This is a genomic window from Paenisporosarcina sp., assembly GCF_057785155.1.
In genome coordinates, this window is record NZ_JBYNRN010000012.1 from 282,863 (window position 1) to 305,380 (window position 22,518).

The window sequence follows — 22,518 nt, forward strand, 5'->3', positions numbered from 1 at the left end:
CATATCAAAAAAGGTAGAGCGTATTTTAAACGGGAGGTTCAACATGAGACAAAAGGTATACCAATTACTAATCGAACTAACAAATGGAAAAACCACATCAAAAATGTTGCAAAAAGTTACAACATCCAAATGGAGTCGACGATTAGTACCATCGTATATTCATACATACGGAATTAATACGGCAGAAGTTTCAAAACCGATTGATTCATTTGAATCTCTTCATGAATTCTTCATCCGCCAATTAGACAGTCAATATCGTCCAGTTGATAGTGGAAGTGAGGCGATCGTTAGTCCAGTTGATGCAAAAGTAGAAACAATGGGTGTAATTTCTGAACAAGGTACATTTACAGTGAAAGGAAAATTGTATACGGTCGCTGATTTACTAGGATATAAAGAGTATGCAGCTATGTACGAAGGTGGAAACTATGTTGTTTTCTACTTAAGTCCAGCAGATTATCATCGAATACATAGTCCTGTCGATGGACATCTTAAAAAGCAGTATATATTAGGTGAAAAATCTTATCCTGTGAATCAAGCTGGGTTAACATATGGGAAATCTCCAATCAGCGGAAATTATAGACAAGTTTCACATGTCATTTGTGCAAATCAGAAGAAATGTGCTGTTGTTAAAGTCGGAGCAATGTTTGTAAACTCAATACAACTAACTAATACTTCCAGGGAATGGGTCAAGGGTGAAGAAGTGGGTTATTTTACTTTTGGTTCAACGGTCGTCTTACTTTTCGAAAAAGACGCAATTTCATTCGAATCTAATATACAACCAAATCATCGTGTCCAAATGGGTGAGAAGATCGGGAGTATGTTATAATGATAAACAGAAAATTAGCTTGAACGGAGTGTGTCAGGGTGTATCGAAATTTTTTACCAAGTGAATTTGTGCGAAGTGTCTTTCACATTTCACCAGAACATTTAAAAGCAAAAGGGATCCACGGTATCATAACGGATTTAGATAATACATTAGTTGAATGGGATCGACCAGATGCAACACCAAAGTTGGTTGAATGGTTGAAATCCATGAAAGATGCAGGCATTCAAGTAACAATTGTGTCAAATAATAATGAATTAAGAGTGCAATCTTTCGCGGACCCATTAGGTATTCCATTTATATATAAAGCGAGAAAACCTATGGGCAAAGCTTTCCGTAAAGCTCTGCACATCATGAGTGTTAAAAAAGAAGAGGTCGTGGTAATTGGCGACCAATTGCTAACAGACGTTGTTGGCGGCAATCGAATGAAATTACATACCATTCTAGTTTTACCTGTAGCGAGTTCTGACGGATTCTTTACCCGTTTTAATCGATTAGTAGAACGACGAATATTTAGTTCTTTAAAAAGAAGAGGGTATGTAACATGGGAGGAAGAAGTTTGACAAATCAACCAACATGTATCGGATGCGGTACAGTAATTCAAATTGAAAATCCGAAAGAACCTGGTTATGCTCCACCGTCATCTTTAGAAAAAGAAACGGTCATTTGTCAGCGTTGTTTTAGATTGAAAAATTATAATGAAATACAACCTGTTTCTTTAACAGATGATGATTTTTTAAGAATTTTAAATAGCTTGGGCAAAGAACAAGGACTCATCGTTAAAATCGTTGATATTTTTGATTTTAATGGAAGTTGGTTACCGGGATTACATCGTTTTGTAGGTAATAATCCTATTTTACTTGTAGCAAACAAAGTAGACCTATTACCAAAATCCGTCAAAAAGAATCGTGTCATTCATTGGTTAAAACAAGAAGCGAAGAAGCTTGGCCTTAACCCTATTGATGTCATGTTGGTAAGTGCTCATAAAGGGACAGGCATGATTGAAGCAATGGAAGCCATTGATAAGTATCGTGAAGGTAAAGATGCGTATGTAGTGGGTTGTACGAATGTTGGGAAATCCACATTTATCAATCGAATAATAAAGCAAGTAACTGGTGAAAAAGAAGTGATTACGACGTCTCACTTCCCAGGAACTACACTAGACCTTATTGAAATTCCATTAGACGATGACCAAGCATTGTATGACACGCCTGGTATTATCAATCATCACCAAATGGCTCACTTTTTAGATTCGTCTGAATTGAAATGGATAACGCCTAAAAAAGAAATTAAACCAAAAGTTTTCCAAATGAATGCAGAGCAAACTTTATACTTAGGTGGTCTAGCAAGATTTGATTTTATTCAAGGTGATCGTTCATCTTTCACTGTTCATATTTCAAATGATTTGCCGATTCACCGTACGAAGCTAGAAAATGCTGACGAATTATACGCGAATCATTTAGGTGGAATGCTAGCGCCTCCATCAGTGGAATTTATAGAAAATTTCCCTAAACTAGTTCGACATGAGTTTTCAATAAAAGAAGAAAAAACCGATATTGTATTTTCAGGTTTAGGTTGGATAACGATTAACAAACCGAATGTAGTCATTGCAGCATATGCACCAAAAGGAGTAGAAATTCAATTGAGACCTTCGTTAATTTAGGAGGGATGATTAAGTGAAAAAGTGGTATGCAGTTATTGGTGATCCCATATCTCACTCTCTATCTCCCCTAATGCATAGTAAATGGTTTGAAGACATGAATGTGAATGCAACTTATATTCCTATTCATGTCTCTAAAGATCAATTACAAAACGCCGTAAATTCTTTAAAACTTTTAGGAGCGAGTGGATGGAATGTAACCATTCCTCATAAAGAGACCATCATTCCTTTATTAGACCATTTGTCAGAATCTGCAGAGTGGATGGGAGCTGTCAATACGGTTGTTGTGGAACAAGATGGTAGTCTTACTGGACATAATACTGATGGTGACGGTTTCGTTAACTCATTAGAAGAAACCATCGGGACTCAGTTAAAAGAAGCACAAATACTAGTAGTTGGAGCGGGTGGAGCTGCAAGAGGTATTGCTTTTGCGCTTAAAGCTGCTGGGTATGACAATATTTCTTGTACAAATCGTACATTTCAAACAGCAGAAACACTCATGCAAGATATTGGTGGAAAGCAAGCGTTGTCTATTTTGAGTGCTGAAGAAAAGCTAAATGATTTCCGTATTATCATACAAACGACTCCACTTGGCATGAAGAGTTCAGAAGATACATTGCCAATTTCATTGGATTTGCTAAATCCCTCAGCAATTGTTGCTGATATTGTGTATAATCCATTATTGACGCCTTTTTTATTACATGCTGAAAAAAAAGGGGCGACGATTGTGAATGGACTGGGAATGTTCGTTCATCAAGGAGCTCTATCTTTTAAAAAGTGGACAAAAGAACAACCAGATACAGAACAAACAGTAAAAGAATTAACGCGAATTTTAGGAGGACCCTATGTTAACAGGTAAACAAAAGCGCTTTTTACGAAGTGAAGCTCATCATTTAACACCTATTTTCCAAGTTGGTAAAGGTGGAGTAAATGATCATATGCTTAAACAAATTTCAGAAGCATTAGAAGTACGAGAGTTATTAAAGGTAAGTATTTTAACGAACAATGAAGATGATAAGAATGATGTTGCGATTAAATTGGCTAAGGGTACAAAGTCTGAACTAGTGCAATTAATCGGTTTGACTGTTGTTCTGTATAAACCTTCTAAAGAAAATAAAAAGATTGTGCTACCTACAAAAGGTTAAACATGAAAAAAGTATGCATTTTTGGCGGAACATTTAATCCTCCACATATCGGACATCTGATAATGGCAAACGAAGTATTTCATGCGCTAGAACTTGATGAGATACGCTTTATGCCTAATGCTATACCACCACATAAAGAGGCGGTAGACCTATGTACTTCTGACCAAAGAAAACAAATGGTACAACTGGCTATTGAACCGTTTCCTTATTTTTCAATTGAACCTATTGAATTAATACGTGGAGGTCGTTCTTATACGTATGACACAATGGTTGAACTTCAAAGTAAGGAACCTGACACTCAGTTTAGTTTTTTAATTGGTGGAGATATGATTGCTAGTCTCGAAAGTTGGTATCAAATAGATGAGCTTGTTAAGCTTGTTCAATTGGTAGGTGTTAAACGGCCAGGGTATGAAGCGAAGACCAAATATCCGGTCTTACAAATTGAAGTTCCACAAATCGCTTTGTCTTCAACGACATTAAGGAAACGACTTGCCTTACATCAAGATGTTTCATTATTAATACCGGAGTCGGTCCAAGATTATATCCGTCAGGAGAAATTATATGAATCGAGATAAGTATTTAGAAGCTGTGCGTTTGCGCATGCCTGAGACTCGATATGTGCATACATTGGGTGTAATGAAAACAGCCAAACGTTTAGCGAAGGTTTATGGAGAATCTGAACAGGACGCAGAACTTGCAGCTATTTTACATGATGTCGTTAAATTTGCAGATAGAAATTGGTTAAAACAACAGATTGTCGAACATCATATAGATGAAAGACTTTTATCGTTTCATCATGAATTGTGGCATGCTCCAGTTGGAGCACTCGTTGCACAGCAAGAGTTTGGCATAACGAATCAAACCATACTTGATGCTATACGATTCCATACAACGGGAAGAGCTAATATGTCCAAGCTTGAAAAGATCATTTATTGTTCGGATATGATTGAACCTAATCGACAATTTCCCGGATTAGAAGAATTACGTGAAAATGCTGAAGAGGGCTTAGACGTTTTGATGGAGATGTGTGTCAAACGTTCAATTCAATTTTTAATACAAAAAAATCAACCGGTATATCCGGATTCCATTCATTGTTATAATGAATTGGTCACACGAAAGGAAAATGAATGAATGTCAGAATCAACCTTATTAGAAATAGCTTATAAAGCAGCAGATGATAAACGTGCTGAAGATATCGTCGTATTAAATATGAAAGGTGTTTCATTGTTAGCGGATTATTTCGTAATTTGTCACGCAAACTCTGATCGCCAAGTTCAAGCGATCGCAAAAGAAATGGCAGACCAAGCAAGTAAAGCTGGCTATGATGTAAAGCGACTAGAAGGGTTCGACTCAGCAAGATGGGTACTAGTTGATATGGGCGACGTGGTTGCTCATGTATTCCACAAAGACGAACGTGCATTTTATAACTTAGAACGTCTGTGGGGCGACGCACCAATTATCGAAGTGGAATCACAAGCTTAATGTCTAGCTATACTGAATTTGCTAGGGTCTATGACGAATTAATGACAGATATTCCGTATGATTTATATGTTGAAAAAGTTTTGGAGGCATGTAAACAACCAAATGGGAAATCGTTATTAGATATTGGTTGTGGCACTGGTGTGTTATCTTCAAAGTTTGCGGATGCAGGATTTGATGTGCAGGCTGTTGATTTGTCGGAAGAAATGTTATCGATGGCACAGCAACGTTTTGCTAAGAATCAACAAGAAATCCCATTATTTTGTATGTCTATGTCCGAATTAAATGGGTTTGAAGAAATTGATGTGGCCGTAATAGCTATTGATTCTTTAAATTACTTGTCTGAAAAACAGGAAGTAGTCGATACCTTTTCAGCTGTTTATTCAAGTTTAAAAAAAGGAGGACATTTATTCTTTGATGTCCATTCTTTATTTAAAATGGATGAACTGTTTTTAGATGGTCCTTTTACTTATGAAAATGAAAATCAAGCGTATATTTGGCATACAGAAGCGGGTGAATACCCTCATTCGGTTCATCATGATTTAACATTTTTCGTGAAAACAGAAAGTGGTTTGTATGAAAGATTCGAAGAGCACCATGTCCAGCGTACATACTCCGTACAGCAATATGTTACTTGGTTAAAAGAACAAGGTTTTACTTCTATTCATATAGGAGCCGATTGGTCAAATCAATCACCAACAGAAACAAGCGAAAGAATTTTCTTTCACGCAATTAAATAAATCTTTCCCAATTCAAGCAATTCGTATATAGTGAGATTAGCTCTATATGAATTGCTGAATGAAGGAAAGGACATCCCATTCTGATCCCTTCATGGATTTTAAAACACAAGAACAAAGGATTATTTCTGTTAATCAGTGTAATCTTTTGGATACTTATTGCTAGTCCCTTTTCTAAAAATCCGGAATCCCCCTTATCCGGTCAGGTTGAACCCATTCAACCATTAACACAATCCCAAACCCTAATGAAACAAACTGATGAAAATGTAGTATCACAGGATTCGTCTCTTCAATTAACTTCTACTGTTGTAGTAGATGTAAAAGGTCAAGTTGCCTTGCCTGGAGTTTATACGTTATCAGCGAATAAGCGAGTTCTAGATGCAATTACATTAGCAGGTGGCTTATTGCCTACTGCAGATGAGCGTATGCTCAATTTAGCTGCCAAACTAGTAGATGAAATGGTCATTTATGTACCTACTGAAGGTGAACAAACACCTTTTACAGTACCGATTGCACAAGTTCCAGGTGCTACTTCTGATTCAGATTTAATTAACATTAATACTTCTGATGAAAATGAGCTCATGACATTATCAGGTATTGGCCCATCTAAAGCAAAAGCTATTATTATCTATCGACAAGAAAATGGATTGTTTCAATCCATTGAACAGTTAAAAGAAGTATCTGGAATTGGTGATCAAACATTTGAGACCATAAAAGATTTTATTTCGATAAACTAATTTCAGAAGTGATTGACCTTTGAAACGTCTTCAAATTAAACTAGAGTTAGAAGTATTCAGGAGGCGTTCATATGGAGCGAATAACTTGGGATCAATTTTTCATGGCACAAAGCCACTTATTAGCACTAAGAAGTACATGTACAAGATTAGCGGTTGGCGCAACCATCGTTCGAGATAACCGAATAATGGCAGCAGGATACAATGGTTCTATTTCTGGTGGAGATCATTGTATTGATCAAGGATGCTATGTGATTGATCACCACTGTGTACGTACAATACATGCAGAAATGAATGCTTTGTTACAATGCTCGAAATATGGTATTTCGACAAATGGGGCAGATATGTATGTCACACACTTCCCGTGTTTACCTTGTACAAAATCGATCATTCAATCTGGTATTCGCCGATTATATTATGCAAATGACTATAAAAATCATCACTATGCGATTAAGTTATTAGAACAAGCTAATATTGAAGTTGTCCATGTACCTTTTGACGATCGTAAAATCGATTTTTTAAGTGATCAAAAAGTGTCTTTATATATGGAACTTCTTGAAAAATTGCGTGTATCTGGTGCAAGTCCAGAAGAATTGGCTCCTTTTGAATTGAAGGTGAAAGAATTATTTGGCATGTAGTTTTCAAAAAAAATATCATATATTTGGCTTTTGGAGCCTTTATATCGACTTCTGCAATCGTTATTTCAACCAACCTATTAGCCCTTCATCTGATGCTAATAAGTTGGTTTATTTTTAAGAAAAGGTCATATATTTTTCTTAGTTTGTATGTATTACTTAGTGTCTCATTCTACTTTAATGCGTTAAATAAAACGGACATAACGAAAAGCGAATCTTTAACGGAATCTAACTTTACTTGGACAAGCACCTACTCCATCAATGGCAGAAACTTGAAAGGGTATGCGAAGACAGATGCAGGAGAGAAATGGTATATTTCATATCGGTTCAGCTCAGAAGCAGAAAAGATTAGTTTTAGTAAACAATCTCTCGTAGGATCAACATTTCGTTTTATCGGAAAGGAAATAGATGTTCCAAATCCACCGCACGAATATGCATTTAGTATGGAAACCTATTTAAAGAGTCACGGCGCTATAGGAATGTTTGAGGTAACCCAATGGTCCAACTACTCGAAACCTAAAGGAGTATTGGGGTTAATCACTTCTCGACGATTTCAAGCAGAACAATTTATAGATAAATCGTTTCCAAGGAGCCTAGCGCCAGAAGCGAAAGCACTTTTAATTGGATTAAGAGATGATGTCACGCGTGAAGAGGAGAGAGCTTATCAAAAACTAGGGATAACACACTTGTTTGCCATTTCAGGTTTACATATCGTGTTTTTATCGTTTGTTTTTTACGAATTGCTCATTCGTCTACATTTACGTAAGCAAAGTGTTTTACTTATATTAATCATCGGCTTACCTATCTATGGAATTATAGCGGGTGGGGCACCGTCGGTTTGGCGAGCAGTCTCTGTATCGGAACTCGTATTACTATTAACTTTTGCTAAGAAGAAAATTTCTGCAGATGATGCGCTTGGATTAAGCTTGTTGGGATTTTTATTTTTTCAACCTGGCGTATTGCTACAAGTTGGGTTTCAATTGTCATATGCAGCAGCGATGGCATTAGTTTTTTCGTCAAAAATCTTAGCTCGACCGTATTCAATCTTACAGAAATCTTTTTTAATAACTTTTCTATGTCAAATTGGAGTGTTTCCAATCCTTCTTTACCATTTCTATGAAGTTTCCATTTCCTCTTTCATCATGAATCTACTATTTGTCCCTCTCTTTTCATTTATTATTTTGCCAATCAATGTTCTGCTCATACTTCTCACTGCAATTGTTCCTTCAATCGCAAATATTCTCTTTTTTGTATATGAACCTTTAAGGATGACCATTTCAAAAATCATTCTGTTTTGTAGTGACATACCTTATCAACTATGGAACCCTGGAAAACCTTCAATACTTCTCTTAACTGTAGCTTTAGTAGGAGTGTTTAGGTCATTTATACTATTGGAACAAAACAGGCATTTAGTTAAGTTGTTTGTATCTCTTGGTATTCCAATTTTGTTAATTGAAGTGAGTCCTATGTTCAACTCGAGTATGGAAATCAGTTTTTTAGATGTCGGACAAGGCGATTCGACGGTCATACAAATGCCTCATGAAAGAGGAGTCATCTTAATTGATTCAGGTGGTTTATTAAGGTTTGAACAAGAAAGTTGGATGAATACCACTTCTCCATTTGAGATTGGACGAAATATCGTTGTCCCGTTTTTAAAAGGGAAAGGGATATCTAAAATAGATACTTTCGTATGGACGCATGCTGATAGTGATCATATTGAAGGTGCTGAGGAAATTATAGAGGAAATGCGCATTAAGGAGATTCATGTTACACCAGGTGTATCGAAAGAAGCAGCGTTAAGTGATGCATTAAATGCTGCTAAACAGAACAAAATTCTTATCAAAGAACAAATAGCGGGACGGAAATGGACTCTTGGAGGTACGAACTTAAACTATTTATCACCACACGATACACAATATGAAGGAAATAATGATTCGCTAGTGTTATTTCTTGAACATAAAGGATTTCGTGCATTATTTACTGGTGATTTAGAAAAAGAAGGGGAAGAAGAAGTATTAAAGTATTACGAAATAGGATTGGAAAATATTCATTTGTTAAAAGCGGGGCACCATGGCAGTAAAACGTCAAGTTCCCAAAATTTCATCGAAGTTTTAAGTCCCAAACTTACTGTATTTTCAGCGGGGAAAAATAATCGATATGGACATCCACATAAAGAGGTGCAACTGCGTTTTAATGAGTTATCCTTAACAACTTTATCAACTGCAGAAAATGGAACGATTAGCGTTTATATTGAGGATGGAAAGATGAGGTCGGAAACAACTGTGCTTAAGTAAAAGTAGAAAAAGAGATCTGTCTATACGACAAATCTCTTTTCAACACATATTCTTATCACTAAAAATCACTGTGCTTAGATAATCACTTATTTTGTAATGAAGTCAATTACAGTCGCAATGGTGAAAATCGTTGCAAAGAAAACAAATGATACAACAAATCCAACACCTGAATCCGTTACATCATTACGTCGGGTTTGGACATTCTTTTCAAATTCGTTCATTGCTACCCCTCCTAATTCAAATTAATTATAAGCGATTCTCGATAAAAAATCTATAAACAAGCAGATTTTTTCCGCGTTTTCAACTTTATGACACATTTTGTTCAAAGACAGCAGAGGAAAGATTTCATGTATAATAACATAAGAAGCGATAAATGGGAGGTTCTTTATGTTTTCAGCTGTCTGGAAGAAGATATCACAAGGTAATTATAGTTCCGTTTATGTTTTAGTAGGATTAGAACATTACTTCTTTGATGAAACGATTCGTCGGATGAAACAATCGTTAAATCAAAAAGAAGAAACAGATGTAATCGTGTTCGATCTTGATGAAGTACCTGTTCAATACGTAATAGAAGAAGCTGACACACTTCCATTTTTTTCTGAACGAAAATTAATCATTGCAAAAAATGCTTCTTTTTTAAAAGCGACAGAAAAAGGGAAAGAAAAAATAGAGCATGATTTGAAAGCTTTAGAAAAATGGATGAATCATCAATCAGAAACGGCTATCGTCATTTTTATAGCACCATATGAAAAGATGGATGAACGTAAGAAAATATCTAAATTGATGAAAGAAAAAGCTGTTTTTTTAGAAGCAAAGTCTCTTGAAGGAAATGATTTAAGAGTATGGATTCAATCTACCGTTCAACATGAAGGGAAAACAATAGGGGAAGAAGCGATTCAATTATTAATTGAAGTGATTGGACATGATTTAGTGCAACTTCAATCCGAAATAAAGAAAATGACCATTTATTTAGGAGAAGAAACCGAAATCTCGACTTCAATAATTGAAATATTGTTGTCGAAAACACTGGAACAGGATGCCTTTCAACTATTAAATGCTTATTTGCGTGGTGACACAAGTACTGCTCTAAGCGTATACCATGACTTACTAAGACAAAAAGAGGAACCGATTAAACTAACAGGTTTATTAGCTTCCCAAATACGACTTATGTCGAATGTAACGTATTTAAGAAAAAAAGGGTACCACGCACAAGCCATTGCCAAGCAGCTGAAAGTTAACCCGTACCGGGTAAAGTTGATTGTCGAAAGTAGAAACCCCATTGATGAAAGACGCCTACTCCATGTCATGTATCGATTGGCTGATGCGGATTTGAAACTAAAAACGAGTAGTGGTAACCGTGATCGGATTTTAGAGTATTTATTAATGAGTAAAATTTAACCTTTTCTTTATAATTTAATTCACCTATGAACGAAAAAAAGACCGGATTCGAAAATCGAATCTGGTCTTTTGTATGATTACGCTTTTTTCATTAACTGAGCTTTTTTACGAGCTGCTGTGTTTTTATGAAGTAATCCTTTAGAAGCTGCTTTATCAACTTGCTTGATAGCAGATAATATAAGGTCTTTTGCGTTTTCTTCGTTATTAAGAGAAGCCGTTTCAGCTTTCTTAACTGCTGTACGCATTGTCGATTTGTTGTGAGCGTTTTGTACGTTTGCAGAAGCATTCGTTTTCACACGTTTAATCGCAGATTTAATGTTTGGCATATCTTTCACCTCCTAAAAAGTCATTCTGTTCAAAACACATGCTTGATAACTTACTTAACATGCAATTGTTTTAAAAAGAATTCGAGATACAGAGTTTCTCGTGTATCAGCTTTTGCGCTAATATTAGGCGCTGTTTGCTTTACGTATTAGATTTTAATTCTCAATACAACAAGCATTATTTTAGCAAACCAAAACTTAAATTGCAATAGATTCACGCAAAGAATATTTACTTGACACCTTGGGCAAACTTTTTTTGAGGTGATAATTATGAATCCACAAAGTTTATTAAGAACAGATTTGATTGATGAAGCCACAGAAGTTGTTCAACATCGAACGAAAAAAGAGAAAGACACTTTATATGAAACCCCTGGAATCGAGATGAATGAAGAACGAAAAGGCAGAGTTCATATCACGGAAGTTAAAACTGATCCAGAAGGAGCTGCCAGTATTGGAAAGAAAGCTGGAACGTATATTACTTTGTCTGTTCCAACACTTTCAGCAGAAGATGCGGAAGGCTTTAAAGAACTAGAACAACAATTTGTTGCATCTTTGCAAGATATCCATGAGGAATTAAATCTCACGGCTGATTCGAAAATACTCATCATTGGTCTTGGTAATCGAACAATTACACCTGATGCAATCGGTCCTTTCGCCATTGATCGCTTCCATGAGGACATGTTTACTTTGCCTTTTGAGCATGGACAGGTCGTAGTATATGCTCCGGGGGTTACAGGACAAACCGGGCTGGAGACGAGCGAATTTGTTAGAGCGATGGCTGAACATGTAAAACCGAATTTAATCATCGTAATTGACGCATTAGCCGCAAGAAATCAAGACCGTTTGTGTAAAACAATTCAATTAACAAATACGGGTATTCACCCCGGTTCAGGTGTAGGGAATGCTCGAAGTGAAATTTCGTTTGAATCACTGGGTATTCCTGTTACTGCAATAGGCGTACCGATGGTAGTGGACGCACCAGTCCTAGTAGTCGACGCGATTGAAACCGTATTTAAAGTAATTTCTAGTCAAATCGGAGCTGCAAACAACCCTTCATCAGCACTTTCAATTGGCTCTTGGTTAAGAAGTACGGATGTCCCAATTGATGTTGAAGCAATCAAGCCAATATTTGGCGAATGGAGTGGATGGTCTTCAGAAGAGATTCGAGCATTATTACAAGAAGTATTACCTCCACAGCATCAACAACTATTTGTGACTCCTAAAGAGTCCGACTCGTGGGTAGTTAAACATGCAGAACTTATTCAAGTTAGTGTATCAAAATGGCTTCAAGGGAAAGTTTTTAGTTCTATCACTCCTTAATCCTACGTAATCTGTAGGAAGGAGGGGTGATTAATGCGAAAAACAGTTCAAAAAGCTATAAGTTTTTATCTTTTTTTATTTTTACTGCCCATAATATTTGTTAAAATCCCAATTCTCGCATTTGAACCTATAGTAAATGAACAAGTAGAAACGCGGCCAGTTGCTTATGCAGCAAATGTAACAAAAGAAGTTCCACTTAATGAAGAGAATTCTCCATTAAAAGCTTTATTAGTTTTTACACATTCACACGAAGCTTTTCATCCCATCATTAAGAAAGAAATTGGTGTGATAGCCAACTATCATTCATCAAGTAATATCACCAATATTAGTGATTTAGTGACGAAGCACTTCTTATTAAATAATGTAGAAGTGGATGTTTTACCATTTGACAATATGACGGAAATGAAAAAAACGAATCATCAATTTCACGAAGCGTATTCTGCTATACGTCCAGTTTTACAAAAACAATTAGGGACTAAATCATATGATCTTGTTCTTGACGTACATCGAGATTCTGCCAAACATCAAGTAACTACGATTACATCAAATAATGAAAGCTATGCTCGTATTGCTTTGGTTGTCGGAACAGAGCATCCGAGCTATAAAATGAATGAATCCTATGCACAACTAATATCACAAGAGATGAATCGTCTTATTCCGAATATTTCAAGAGGCGTCATAACGAAATCAAAGGATAGTGGGAATGGTATTTATAATCAAGATCTTTCCCCACATTCTATTTTGATTGAACTAGGTGGTATTGAAAATACGGAAGAAGAGATTAACAGAACGATTGCAGTCATTGCAAAAGCGATTTCTATCGCGTTTGAAAATACGAAAGCAACCTAACATTGAAGAAATGTGTGTTCACTGCTATAATTTGAAATAGTTTAATTAGGAGTGGACATCACATGAATCGAGAAGAACGTAATAAACGTCAACAGAACATTAGAAACTTTTCAATTATTGCCCATATCGATCACGGTAAATCTACATTGGCCGATCGAATTTTAGAGCAAACAAAAGCATTGACTTCAAGAGAAATGAAAGCACAACTTCTCGATTCAATGGATTTAGAACGTGAACGTGGAATCACAATTAAATTGAATGCGGTTCAATTAACTTATCGTGCAAAAGATGGCGAAGATTATACTTTTCATTTAATTGATACACCAGGACATGTCGATTTCACATATGAAGTGTCGAGAAGTTTAGCAGCATGTGAAGGTGCCATTTTAGTTGTAGATGCTGCGCAAGGGATCGAAGCACAAACTCTAGCGAATGTTTATTTAGCATTGGATAACGAGTTAGAAATCTTGCCTGTTATCAACAAAATTGATTTACCTGCAGCTGATCCAGAGCGAGTGCGCGGGGAAATCGAAGAAGTTATTGGTTTGGACGCGTCTGAAGCAGTTCTAGCTTCTGCTAAAGCAGGAATCGGTATCGAAGAAATTTTAGAGCAAATTGTTGAGAAAGTCCCTGCTCCAATTGGAGACCCAGAGGCTCCATTAAAAGCTTTAATTTTCGACTCTTTATATGATCCATACCGTGGAGTTATTGCATATGTCCGCGTAATGGAAGGTACTGTTCGTCCGGGAGATAAAATCCGAATGATGGCTACTGGGAAAGAATTCGATGTTATTGAAGCGGGTGTATTCACGCCAAAAGCCACTCTACGTGAGGAATTAACTGTAGGGGATGTAGGATTTATAACGGCGGCTATTAAAAATGTGGGAGACACTCGAGTAGGGGATACAATTACAAGTGTTAGCAACCCTGCTTCAGAGTCTTTACCAGGTTACAGAAGATTAAACCCTATGGTTTATTGTGGATTGTATCCAATTGATACATCTAAATATAATGATTTACGTGATGCATTAGAGAAGCTTGAACTTAATGATGCCGCTCTTCAATTTGAGCCTGAATCATCACAAGCATTAGGATTTGGTTATCGCTGTGGATTCTTAGGTCTTCTTCATATGGAGATTATTCAAGAACGCTTGGAACGAGAATTTAATATCGACCTGATCACAACAGCACCAAGTGTTATTTACGACGTGCATATGACAGATGGACAAATTAAAAAAGTTGATAATCCTTCCATGATGCCTGATCCTCAAAAAATCGACCGCATTGAAGAGCCTTATGTAAAAGCAACCATTATGGTGCCAAATGATTTTGTTGGTGTTGTCATGGAGCTTTGCCAAAAGAAACGCGGGAATTTCATGACCATGGATTACATTGATAAAACTCGTGTAAGTATTATTTATGAAGTGCCACTTTCTGAAGTGGTTTACGATTTCTTCGACCAATTAAAGTCTGGTACAAAAGGATATGCTTCTTTCGACTATGAGTTAATTGGTTACAAACCATCTAAGCTTGTGAAAATGGATATTCTCCTGAATGCTGAACAAGTTGATGCATTAAGCTTTATTGTTCATAATGATTTTGCTTATGAGCGTGGAAAGATTATTGTTGAGAAATTAAAGAAATTAATTCCTCGACAACAATTCGAAGTACCAATCCAAGCAGCGATTGGTCAAAAGATTGTCGCTCGATCAACAATTAGTGCGATACGTAAAAATGTATTAGCTAAATGTTATGGTGGAGATATATCACGTAAACGTAAATTATTGGACAAGCAAAAAGAAGGTAAAAAACGTATGAAACAAGTCGGGTCAGTCGAAGTTCCTCAAGAAGCTTTTATGGCTGTATTGAAAATGGACGAAGATTGATTTCATATTAGAAAAACAAAGCTTGCACCAAAAATGGTGCAAGCTATGATTTTGTTATACTGTTTTCCAAAACTTTTACTTTATTATTTAGATCAAAGAAAAAGAGGCTGCTATTTAGCCTCTTTTTTGTGTAAGAAAGCTCAATTTAAAGAACGATGATGAAAAACTCGGACAAACTCTCTTTTGCGTACAATGTCCCAGTACTTAATTGAAATTGATAAATAAAACAATCAAAAAGAAAGGAGTGGATTTTGTGATTAAAGGTATTTATATACATATTCCTTTTTGCCATCAAATCTGTCACTACTGTGATTTTAATAAAGTCTTTTTTAGAAACCAACCAGTTGATGCTTATATTGAAGCATTAGGTCTAGAAATGAAAATGTTTGTTGAAAAATACCAACAATTATTACATGTAAAAACGATATTTCTCGGTGGGGGAACCCCAACTGCATTAAGTCCCGCACAATTACAGAGACTTTTTGATTTAATTCAACAATATATTCCACTCGACCATCTTCAAGAATTCACTTCAGAAGCTAACCCAGACGAACTGACATTCGAGAAATTAGTTGTTATGAAAAGGAACGGTATCAATCGATTAAGTATAGGTGTTCAAAGCTTTGACTCTGACATTTTGCAACGCTTAGGAAGAACCCATACGACTGACCATGTTTATAAGACACTTGAAATGGCGAAAGATATCGGATTTGAGAACATTAGTATTGATTTAATGTATGGTTTGCCTGGGCAAACGATGGATCAATGGAAAGATACACTACAAAAAGCTTTGGATTTGAATTTACCACACTACTCTGCGTACTCGCTTATCGTTGAACCGAAAACAGTTTTTTATAATTTAATGACAAAAGGTAAGTTGATGTTACCAGGTGAAGACTTAGAAGCTGATATGTATGACTGGTTAATGAATCAGATGGCATCTAAAGGAATTCATCAATATGAAATCAGTAATTTTGCTAAGCCAGGTTATCACTCTCAACATAATAATTTGTATTGGGAAAATGTGAACTATGCGGGATTTGGAGCTGGAGCACATGGGTATGTAGAAACAATCAGATATGCAAATATCGGTCCTATTAGAAAATATATAGATACAGTTAGTGAAGGTTCATTCCCAATTCAGTCTTCTCATGAAGTAACACCAACTGAACGAATGGAAGAAGAAATGTTTTTAGGGTTGAGAAAAGTAGACGGAATCAATCGGTTCCATTTCAATGAAAAGTTTGGGGTAACACTTGACGAAGTGTATGGCGAAGTCATCTCTAAACATATTTCTAATGGCACAATGATAAGTACAGAAGAGTCTGTCACTATTTCAAAACAAGGTCGATTTATTGGAAATGAAATTTTTCAAACTTTTTTAGAAAAATAACGTGTCGTATTCGTTGACTTTCCTCTTTGAATTTGATAATTTATGTATGAGTATTAGCACTCTCAAGAGATGAGTGCTAACAGAGGTGATATTATGTTAACGAACCGACAATTGCTTATACTTCAAGTAACAGTTGATGACTTTATTCACACAGCTCAGCCAGTGGGGTCACGACAACTTTCTAAAAAAGAGGAAGTACCGTATAGTCCTGCAACAATCCGAAATGAAATGGCTGACCTTGAAGAGTTAGGTTATTTGGAAAAAACGCATACTTCGTCAGGTCGAATTCCTTCAGAAAAAGGGTATCGATTCTATGTTGATCATTTACTAACGCCTCAACTTGCATCATCCGATGATATGTTGCAAATACAATCTGTATTTAAAGAACGAATGGTTGAAACGGAACAAGTTATTCAAAAAACGGCTATGATCTTATCCGAATTAACAAGTTACACATCGATATTGCTAGGACCTGATGTTCGTAAGCATCGCGTGAAGCGATTTTCGATTGTGCCTTTAACAAATGATTCGGCGGTTGCCATAATCATTACAGATTCAGGCCACGTAGAAAATCGACTTTTCCAATTGCCAAAAGGTTTAACAGCGTCAGATATCGAAAAAATGGTGAACATTTTAAATGAACAACTTATTGGTGTTCATTTACATGAATTACATCATGCGCTTGAAAAAGAAACATCCGCACTGTTAAAACAACATATCGGTCGATATGGCGAGCTTATGTCTTCATTTGGAGCTGCAATTTTGAGTCCTCAAGAAGAAAAAGTGTTTTACGGCGGCAAATCCAAACTGCTCCATCATCCTGAGTTTAGTGATTTACAAAAGGCTCGTGGCCTTATTACGATGATGGACCAAGTAAATCAAATTTCAACTTTGTTTTCACCGAATCAAGCGGGTATTCATATTCGTATTGGTTCTGAAAATAACCTTTTGGAAATGGAAGACTGTAGTGTCATTACAGCATCCTATACCATTGGAGAAGAACAAATGGGTTCCATTGCAATAATTGGACCAACTAGAATGGACTATCGACGGGTTGTTACTCTGTTAGATGTTATGAGTAGCGATTTGTCTCGTGAACTTACTCGAATACTGAGAGGTTCAGGATAATGAAGGAGGAACAAAACTTGTCACAATCAGAAGAAAAAGAAGTAGTGAACAACTTAGAAGAAGAGTCTGTTGAAGACAAAGAAGTTGTTAATCAAGATGAAACTCAATCAAATGACGAAATGACAAACGAAGCACCTTCTGAATTAGAATTGCTTCAAAAGCAGTTAGATGAAGAAACTAACCGACATTTACGTCTACGTGCAGACTATGAGAACTTTAAACGTCGTGCACAGCTAGATCGTGAATCTGCGGAGAAGTATAAATCGCAAGGAATTCTTTCTAACTTATTGCCCGTTTTAGATAATTTCGAACGTGCTATGCAAGTAGAGACTGTATCAGAAGAATCACAGTCACTGCGTAAAGGGTTAGAAATGGTTTATAAAACACTTGTGGAAGCCACTGAGCGAGAAGGTTTGCAAGTGATTGATGCTGAAGGTGTATCTTTTGATCCTAATTTGCATCAAGCAGTGATGACGGAGACGGATGATTCTAAAGAATCTGGTGTCGTGTTACAAGAGCTACAAAAAGGGTACAAGTACAAAGATCGTGTGCTTCGACCTTCCATGGTTAAAGTAAACGAATAAAATTAATATTTTCATATATCTAGGAGGAAATTATAAATGAGTAAAATAATTGGTATTGATTTAGGAACAACAAATTCATGTGTAGCAGTATTAGAAGGCGGAGAGCCAAAAGTTATTCCAAATCCAGAAGGCAATCGTACAACTCCATCAGTTGTAGCTTTCAAAAACGGAGAGCGTCAAGTTGGAGAAGTAGCAAAACGTCAATCAATAACAAACCCGAACACAATTCAATCTGTTAAGCGTCATATGGGTACTGATTTTAAAGTGAAAGCTGAAGATAAAGAATATACACCTCAAGAAGTATCAGCAATGATTCTTCAATATATTAAAGGTTATGCTGAAGATTATTTAGGTGAAAAAGTAACAAAAGCAGTAATCACAGTTCCTGCTTACTTTAATGATGCTGAGCGTCAAGCAACTAAAGATGCGGGTAAAATCGCAGGTTTAGAAGTAGAACGTATTATCAATGAACCAACAGCTGCAGCATTAGCATACGGTTTAGACAAAATGGATCAAGACCAAACAATTTTAGTATATGACCTTGGTGGCGGTACATTTGACGTTTCAATCTTAGAACTTGGCGATGGCGTATTTGAAGTTAAGTCTACTGCTGGAGATAACCGCCTAGGTGGAGATGACTTTGATCAATTATTAATGGATTACTTTGTTACTGAATTCAAAAAAGACAACGGAATCGACTTGTCTAAAGATAAAATGGCTATGCAACGTTTGAAAGATGCAGCTGAAAAAGCGAAAAAAGATTTATCAGGTGTTACTTCAACACAAGTATCTTTACCATTCATCACAGCTGGAGAAGCTGGTCCTTTACATTTAGAAATCACATTAAGCCGTACAAAATTTGATGAATTAACTGCTTCTCTTGTAGAGCGTACAATGGTTCCTACTCGTCAAGCATTAAAAGATGCAGATCTTTCTCCATCTCAAATCGATAAAGTTATTTTGGTTGGTGGTTCTACTCGTATTCCAGCAGTACAAGAAGCTATCAAAAAAGAAACTGGCAAAGAACCACATCGTGGTGTTAATCCAGATGAAGTAGTAGCAATGGGAGCAGCAGTTCAAGGTGGGGTATTAACTGGTGATGTTAAAGATGTAGTCCTTCTTGACGTAACACCACTTTCACTTGGAATTGAAACGATGGGTAGCGTATTTACGAAGTTAATTGAACGTAATACGACGATTCCTACATCGAAATCTCAAACATTCTCTACAGCAGCAGATAACCAACCAGCAGTTGATATTCACGTACTTCAAGGTGAACGTCCGATGGCAACAGATAATAAAACATTGGGTCGTTTCCAATTAGCGGATATTCCACCAGCACCACGTGGTGTTCCACAAATTGAAGTAACATTTGATATTGATAAAAATGGTATCGTTACAGTTAAAGCAAAAGACTTGGGTACGCAAAAAGAACAAAATATTACGATTCAATCTAACACTGCATTAACTGATGAGGAAATCGAACGCATGGTTAAAGAAGCAGAAGCAAACGCTGAAGCTGATAAAGTGCGTAAAGAAGAAGCTGAATTGAAAAATGAAGCGGATCAAATGGTATTCATGACAGAAAAAACGTTAAAAGATCTTGAAGGAAAAGTATCTGAAGAAGAAGTTAAACAAGCTGAAGAAGCAAAAGAAGAGTTGAAAACAGCTCTTGAAGCAGGGAATTTAGAAGATGTACGCACGAAAAAAGATAAATTGAACGAAATTGTTCAAGCTCTTACAATGAAAATGTACGAACAAGCAGCAGCAGATGCTCAAGCAGCTGAAGGTGCTGAAGGTTCAACAGCAGACGATGGTGTTGTAGACGCTGAGTTTGAAGAAGTAAATGAAGAAGACAAAGAAAACAAAGACAAGTAAGACAACCGAAAAGTCAAAGTCTGGAACTCCAGCTTTGGCTTTTTCAATGTCTTTGGCATTGAAGTAGTCTACATGCTACAATTAACCTTATCCCGCAATTATAAGGGTGTTTTTTCGTGGAGAAAATTACATCTTGATTGCAATATGAACGATTAATTTTAGGCTAACGGAGAGTGGAAAATGAATAAACGAGATTACTATGAAGTCCTTGGTTTAACAAAAGGTGCTTCTAAAGAAGAAATTAAAAAAGCTTATCGAAAATTATCAAAACAATATCATCCCGATATTAATAAAGATGACAATGCCGTGGATAAATTCAAGGAAATTTCGGAAGCCTATGAAGTATTGAGTGATGATCAGAAAAAAGCGCAATATGATCAATTCGGACATGCAAATCCAAACCAAGGTTTTGGTGGAGGAGCAGATGGATTTGGATTTGAAGATATTTTCAGTTCATTCTTTGGCGGCGGTTCTCGACGTAGAGATCCAAATGCACCACGAAAAGGTGAAGATCTTCAATACTCCATGACGATTGACTTTGAAGAAGCTGTTTTTGGTAAAGAAACAGAAATTGAGATTCCTAAAGATGAAACTTGTGACACATGTCATGGTAATGGAGCAAAACCGGGTACGACACCTGAAACTTGTTCACATTGTCAAGGAACTGGCCAATTAAACGTAACTCAAGATACGCCATTCGGTCGCATGGTGAATCGAAGAGCTTGTCATCACTGCCAAGGAACTGGGAAATTGATTAAAGACAAGTGTTCAACCTGTCATGGTCAAGGAACAGTTACGAAGCGTAAAAAAATTAAAGTATCAATTCCAGCAGGTGTAGATGATGGACAGCAATTGCGTGTAACCGGTCAAGGTGAACCTGGTAAGAACGGTGGTCCAGCTGGTGATTTATATATTGTGTTCAGAGTTCGTGCACATGAACGTTTTGAGAGAGAGGGAGACGATATTTATTTCGAACTTCGATTAACATTCCCTCAAGCATCTCTCGGTGACGAAATCGAGGTACCGACTGTTCATGGGAAAGTGAAATTAAAAATCCCTGCAGGCACACAGTCTGGAACTAAATTCCGATTAAAAGGAAAAGGTGTTAAGAATGTACATGGGTATGGCATGGGTGATCAGCACGTCATTGTAAAGGTCATGACACCTTCAAAATTAACAGAAAAGCAAAAACAATTATTACGTGATTTTGCTGAAATTAGTGGGGATATTCCTGAAGAACAAAGTAGTTCATTATTCGACAAAATTAAACGTACAATAAAAGGCGATTAAGGAGTTGACGCAGGTGAAATGGTCGGAGCTTTCGATTCATACAACAAACGAAGCTGTTGAAGCGATATCAAATATTCTTCATGAAGCAGGCGCAAGTGGAGTGGTAATTGAGGATTCAGAAGAATTAAGTCGTGATCGTGAAGATATTTTTGGTGAAATATATGAGCTTAATCCGAATGACTTCCCTAAAGAAGGAGTTATTGTAAAAGCTTACTTACCTTTAAACAGCTTTTTAGGTGAAACTGTTGAAGAAATAAAGCTCGCGATTGATAACCTTGTTAACTTTGATATCAATTTAGGTCATAATGTCGTGACTATAAGTGAAGTCAATGAAGAAGACTGGGCGACAGCATGGAAAAAATATTATCACCCAGTCAAAATTTCAGAACGCTTTACCATCGTTCCTACTTGGGAAACATATGAACCTGTATCGACGGATGAATTGATCATTGAACTTGATCCAGGTATGGCTTTTGGAACCGGTACACATCCTACAACCGTTATGTGTCTACAAGCTTTGGAGAAAACGGTTAAACCAGGAGACACCGTTATTGATATCGGTACGGGTTCAGGTGTATTGGCAATTGGTTCTGCCTTACTTGAAGCAAAGCATGTTCATGCCCTTGACTTAGATGAAGTGGCTGTAAGATCTGCAAAAATTAACGTGAAATTAAATAAAGTCCAAGGTACAACGGAAGTTGTTCATGGAAACTTATTAGATACCGTTAAGGAACCAGCAGATGTCGTCGTTGCTAATATCTTGGCAGAAATAATTATGTCATTTACTCATGATGCATTTAAGGTGGTAAAAGACGGCGGAATGTATATTACATCCGGAATTATCGGAGCTAAGAAAGAGGATGTAAAACAGTCACTTATTGAAGCTGGATTCATTATTGATGAAGTAATGATGATGGAAGACTGGGTAACAATACTTTCGAAGAAACCGGCAAAGGAATAAA

At 36.6% G+C, this 22,518-nt stretch carries 24 protein-coding genes; 22 read left to right on the forward strand and 2 right to left on the reverse strand.

Annotated elements, in window-relative coordinates:
* Nucleotides 1–43 precede the first annotated feature (43 nt).
* The 12 genes from AC3EA5_RS04625 to AC3EA5_RS04680 all read left to right on the forward strand — a co-directional run bounded on the left by AC3EA5_RS04625 (nucleotide 44) and on the right by AC3EA5_RS04680 (nucleotide 9,507).
* Nucleotides 44–826, forward strand: a complete 783-nt coding sequence (locus AC3EA5_RS04625) for a phosphatidylserine decarboxylase (protein ID WP_488607265.1) — start codon at nucleotides 44–46, stop codon at nucleotides 824–826.
* A gap of 38 nt (nucleotides 827–864) precedes the next feature.
* Nucleotides 865–1,386, forward strand: coding sequence for a YqeG family HAD IIIA-type phosphatase (locus AC3EA5_RS04630; RefSeq protein WP_488607266.1), 522 nt, complete (start codon nucleotides 865–867; stop codon nucleotides 1,384–1,386).
* Nucleotides 1,383–2,486, forward strand: a complete 1,104-nt coding sequence (yqeH, locus tag AC3EA5_RS04635) for a ribosome biogenesis GTPase YqeH (protein ID WP_488607267.1) — start codon at nucleotides 1,383–1,385, stop codon at nucleotides 2,484–2,486. The genes AC3EA5_RS04630 and yqeH overlap by 4 nt, the downstream gene beginning before the upstream one ends.
* A gap of 13 nt (nucleotides 2,487–2,499) precedes the next feature.
* Nucleotides 2,500–3,342, forward strand: coding sequence for a shikimate dehydrogenase (aroE, locus tag AC3EA5_RS04640; RefSeq protein WP_488607268.1), 843 nt, complete (start codon nucleotides 2,500–2,502; stop codon nucleotides 3,340–3,342).
* Nucleotides 3,329–3,628, forward strand: coding sequence for a ribosome assembly RNA-binding protein YhbY (gene yhbY / locus AC3EA5_RS04645; protein ID WP_488607269.1), 300 nt, complete (start codon nucleotides 3,329–3,331; stop codon nucleotides 3,626–3,628). Before aroE ends, yhbY begins: the two co-directional genes overlap by 14 nt.
* Before the next feature lie 2 nt (nucleotides 3,629–3,630).
* Nucleotides 3,631–4,203, forward strand: a complete 573-nt coding sequence (locus AC3EA5_RS04650; protein WP_488607270.1) for a nicotinate-nucleotide adenylyltransferase — start codon at nucleotides 3,631–3,633, stop codon at nucleotides 4,201–4,203.
* On the forward strand, nucleotides 4,190–4,759 hold the full coding sequence (gene yqeK / locus AC3EA5_RS04655) for a bis(5'-nucleosyl)-tetraphosphatase (symmetrical) YqeK (protein ID WP_488607271.1): 570 nt from the start codon (nucleotides 4,190–4,192) through the stop codon (nucleotides 4,757–4,759). The genes AC3EA5_RS04650 and yqeK overlap by 14 nt, the downstream gene beginning before the upstream one ends.
* On the forward strand, nucleotides 4,760–5,110 hold the full coding sequence (gene rsfS, locus AC3EA5_RS04660) for a ribosome silencing factor (RefSeq protein ID WP_394187677.1): 351 nt from the start codon (nucleotides 4,760–4,762) through the stop codon (nucleotides 5,108–5,110).
* Nucleotides 5,110–5,847 (forward strand): class I SAM-dependent DNA methyltransferase, encoded by a 738-nt coding sequence (locus tag AC3EA5_RS04665; protein ID WP_488607272.1) that lies wholly within the window; start codon nucleotides 5,110–5,112, stop codon nucleotides 5,845–5,847. The genes rsfS and AC3EA5_RS04665 overlap by 1 nt, the downstream gene beginning before the upstream one ends.
* Nucleotides 5,848–6,089: 242 nt before the next feature.
* Nucleotides 6,090–6,581: a helix-hairpin-helix domain-containing protein gene (locus AC3EA5_RS04670; RefSeq protein ID WP_488607273.1), complete on the forward strand. Its 492-nt coding sequence runs from the start codon at nucleotides 6,090–6,092 to the stop codon at nucleotides 6,579–6,581.
* 71 nt (nucleotides 6,582–6,652) lie between these two features.
* Nucleotides 6,653–7,216, forward strand: a complete 564-nt coding sequence (locus AC3EA5_RS04675; RefSeq protein ID WP_488607274.1) for a ComE operon protein 2 — start codon at nucleotides 6,653–6,655, stop codon at nucleotides 7,214–7,216.
* Nucleotides 7,217–7,239: 23 nt separating this feature from the next.
* Entirely contained in the window at nucleotides 7,240–9,507 is a 2,268-nt protein-coding gene (locus tag AC3EA5_RS04680) for a DNA internalization-related competence protein ComEC/Rec2 (RefSeq protein ID WP_488607275.1), read from the forward strand.
* Between the two features lie 86 nt (nucleotides 9,508–9,593).
* Here AC3EA5_RS04680 and AC3EA5_RS04685 read toward each other — a convergent pair whose 3' ends face one another.
* On the reverse strand, nucleotides 9,594–9,728 hold the full coding sequence (locus AC3EA5_RS04685) for a YqzM family protein (protein ID WP_394187682.1): 135 nt from the start codon (nucleotides 9,726–9,728) through the stop codon (nucleotides 9,594–9,596).
* A 166-nt stretch (nucleotides 9,729–9,894) separates the two neighbouring features.
* Between AC3EA5_RS04685 and holA the strand changes: the two genes are divergently transcribed.
* Nucleotides 9,895–10,905 carry a DNA polymerase III subunit delta gene (holA, locus tag AC3EA5_RS04690; protein ID WP_488607276.1) on the forward strand — a complete coding sequence of 337 codons (1,011 nt, stop codon included), beginning with the start codon at nucleotides 9,895–9,897 and terminating at the stop codon, nucleotides 10,903–10,905.
* Between the two features lie 77 nt (nucleotides 10,906–10,982).
* Here the strand turns inward: holA and rpsT are convergent, their stop codons facing one another.
* Nucleotides 10,983–11,231: a 30S ribosomal protein S20 gene (rpsT, locus tag AC3EA5_RS04695; RefSeq protein ID WP_488607277.1), complete on the reverse strand. Its 249-nt coding sequence runs from the start codon at nucleotides 11,229–11,231 to the stop codon at nucleotides 10,983–10,985.
* Nucleotides 11,232–11,498: 267 nt separating this feature from the next.
* On the opposite strand from rpsT, the gene gpr reads away from it, so the two are divergent.
* The 9 genes from gpr (at nucleotide 11,499) to prmA (ending at nucleotide 22,517) form a co-directional block, all read left to right on the forward strand.
* A complete protein-coding gene (gene gpr / locus AC3EA5_RS04700) occupies nucleotides 11,499–12,548 on the forward strand; it encodes a GPR endopeptidase (protein WP_488607278.1) in 1,050 nt (349 codons plus the stop codon).
* A gap of 33 nt (nucleotides 12,549–12,581) precedes the next feature.
* Nucleotides 12,582–13,397 carry a stage II sporulation protein P gene (spoIIP, locus tag AC3EA5_RS04705; protein ID WP_488607279.1) on the forward strand — a complete coding sequence of 272 codons (816 nt, stop codon included), beginning with the start codon at nucleotides 12,582–12,584 and terminating at the stop codon, nucleotides 13,395–13,397.
* 62 nt (nucleotides 13,398–13,459) lie between these two features.
* Entirely contained in the window at nucleotides 13,460–15,283 is a 1,824-nt protein-coding gene (gene lepA, locus AC3EA5_RS04710; protein ID WP_394187687.1) for a translation elongation factor 4, read from the forward strand.
* A 253-nt stretch (nucleotides 15,284–15,536) separates the two neighbouring features.
* Nucleotides 15,537–16,676, forward strand: a complete 1,140-nt coding sequence (hemW, locus tag AC3EA5_RS04715; protein ID WP_488607280.1) for a radical SAM family heme chaperone HemW — start codon at nucleotides 15,537–15,539, stop codon at nucleotides 16,674–16,676.
* A gap of 93 nt (nucleotides 16,677–16,769) precedes the next feature.
* Entirely contained in the window at nucleotides 16,770–17,804 is a 1,035-nt protein-coding gene (gene hrcA / locus AC3EA5_RS04720) for a heat-inducible transcriptional repressor HrcA (RefSeq protein WP_488607281.1), read from the forward strand.
* 17 nt (nucleotides 17,805–17,821) lie between these two features.
* On the forward strand, nucleotides 17,822–18,388 hold the full coding sequence (grpE, locus tag AC3EA5_RS04725) for a nucleotide exchange factor GrpE (protein ID WP_488607282.1): 567 nt from the start codon (nucleotides 17,822–17,824) through the stop codon (nucleotides 18,386–18,388).
* Between the two features lie 36 nt (nucleotides 18,389–18,424).
* The gene (gene dnaK, locus AC3EA5_RS04730) at nucleotides 18,425–20,266 is read left to right on the forward strand and encodes a molecular chaperone DnaK (RefSeq protein ID WP_394187691.1); all 1,842 of its coding nucleotides are present in this window, start codon (nucleotides 18,425–18,427) and stop codon (nucleotides 20,264–20,266) included.
* 180 nt (nucleotides 20,267–20,446) lie between these two features.
* On the forward strand, nucleotides 20,447–21,556 hold the full coding sequence (dnaJ, locus tag AC3EA5_RS04735; protein WP_488607283.1) for a molecular chaperone DnaJ: 1,110 nt from the start codon (nucleotides 20,447–20,449) through the stop codon (nucleotides 21,554–21,556).
* A gap of 13 nt (nucleotides 21,557–21,569) precedes the next feature.
* Entirely contained in the window at nucleotides 21,570–22,517 is a 948-nt protein-coding gene (gene prmA, locus AC3EA5_RS04740; RefSeq protein ID WP_394187693.1) for a 50S ribosomal protein L11 methyltransferase, read from the forward strand.
* The last annotated feature ends 1 nt before the right edge of the window (nucleotide 22,518 follow it).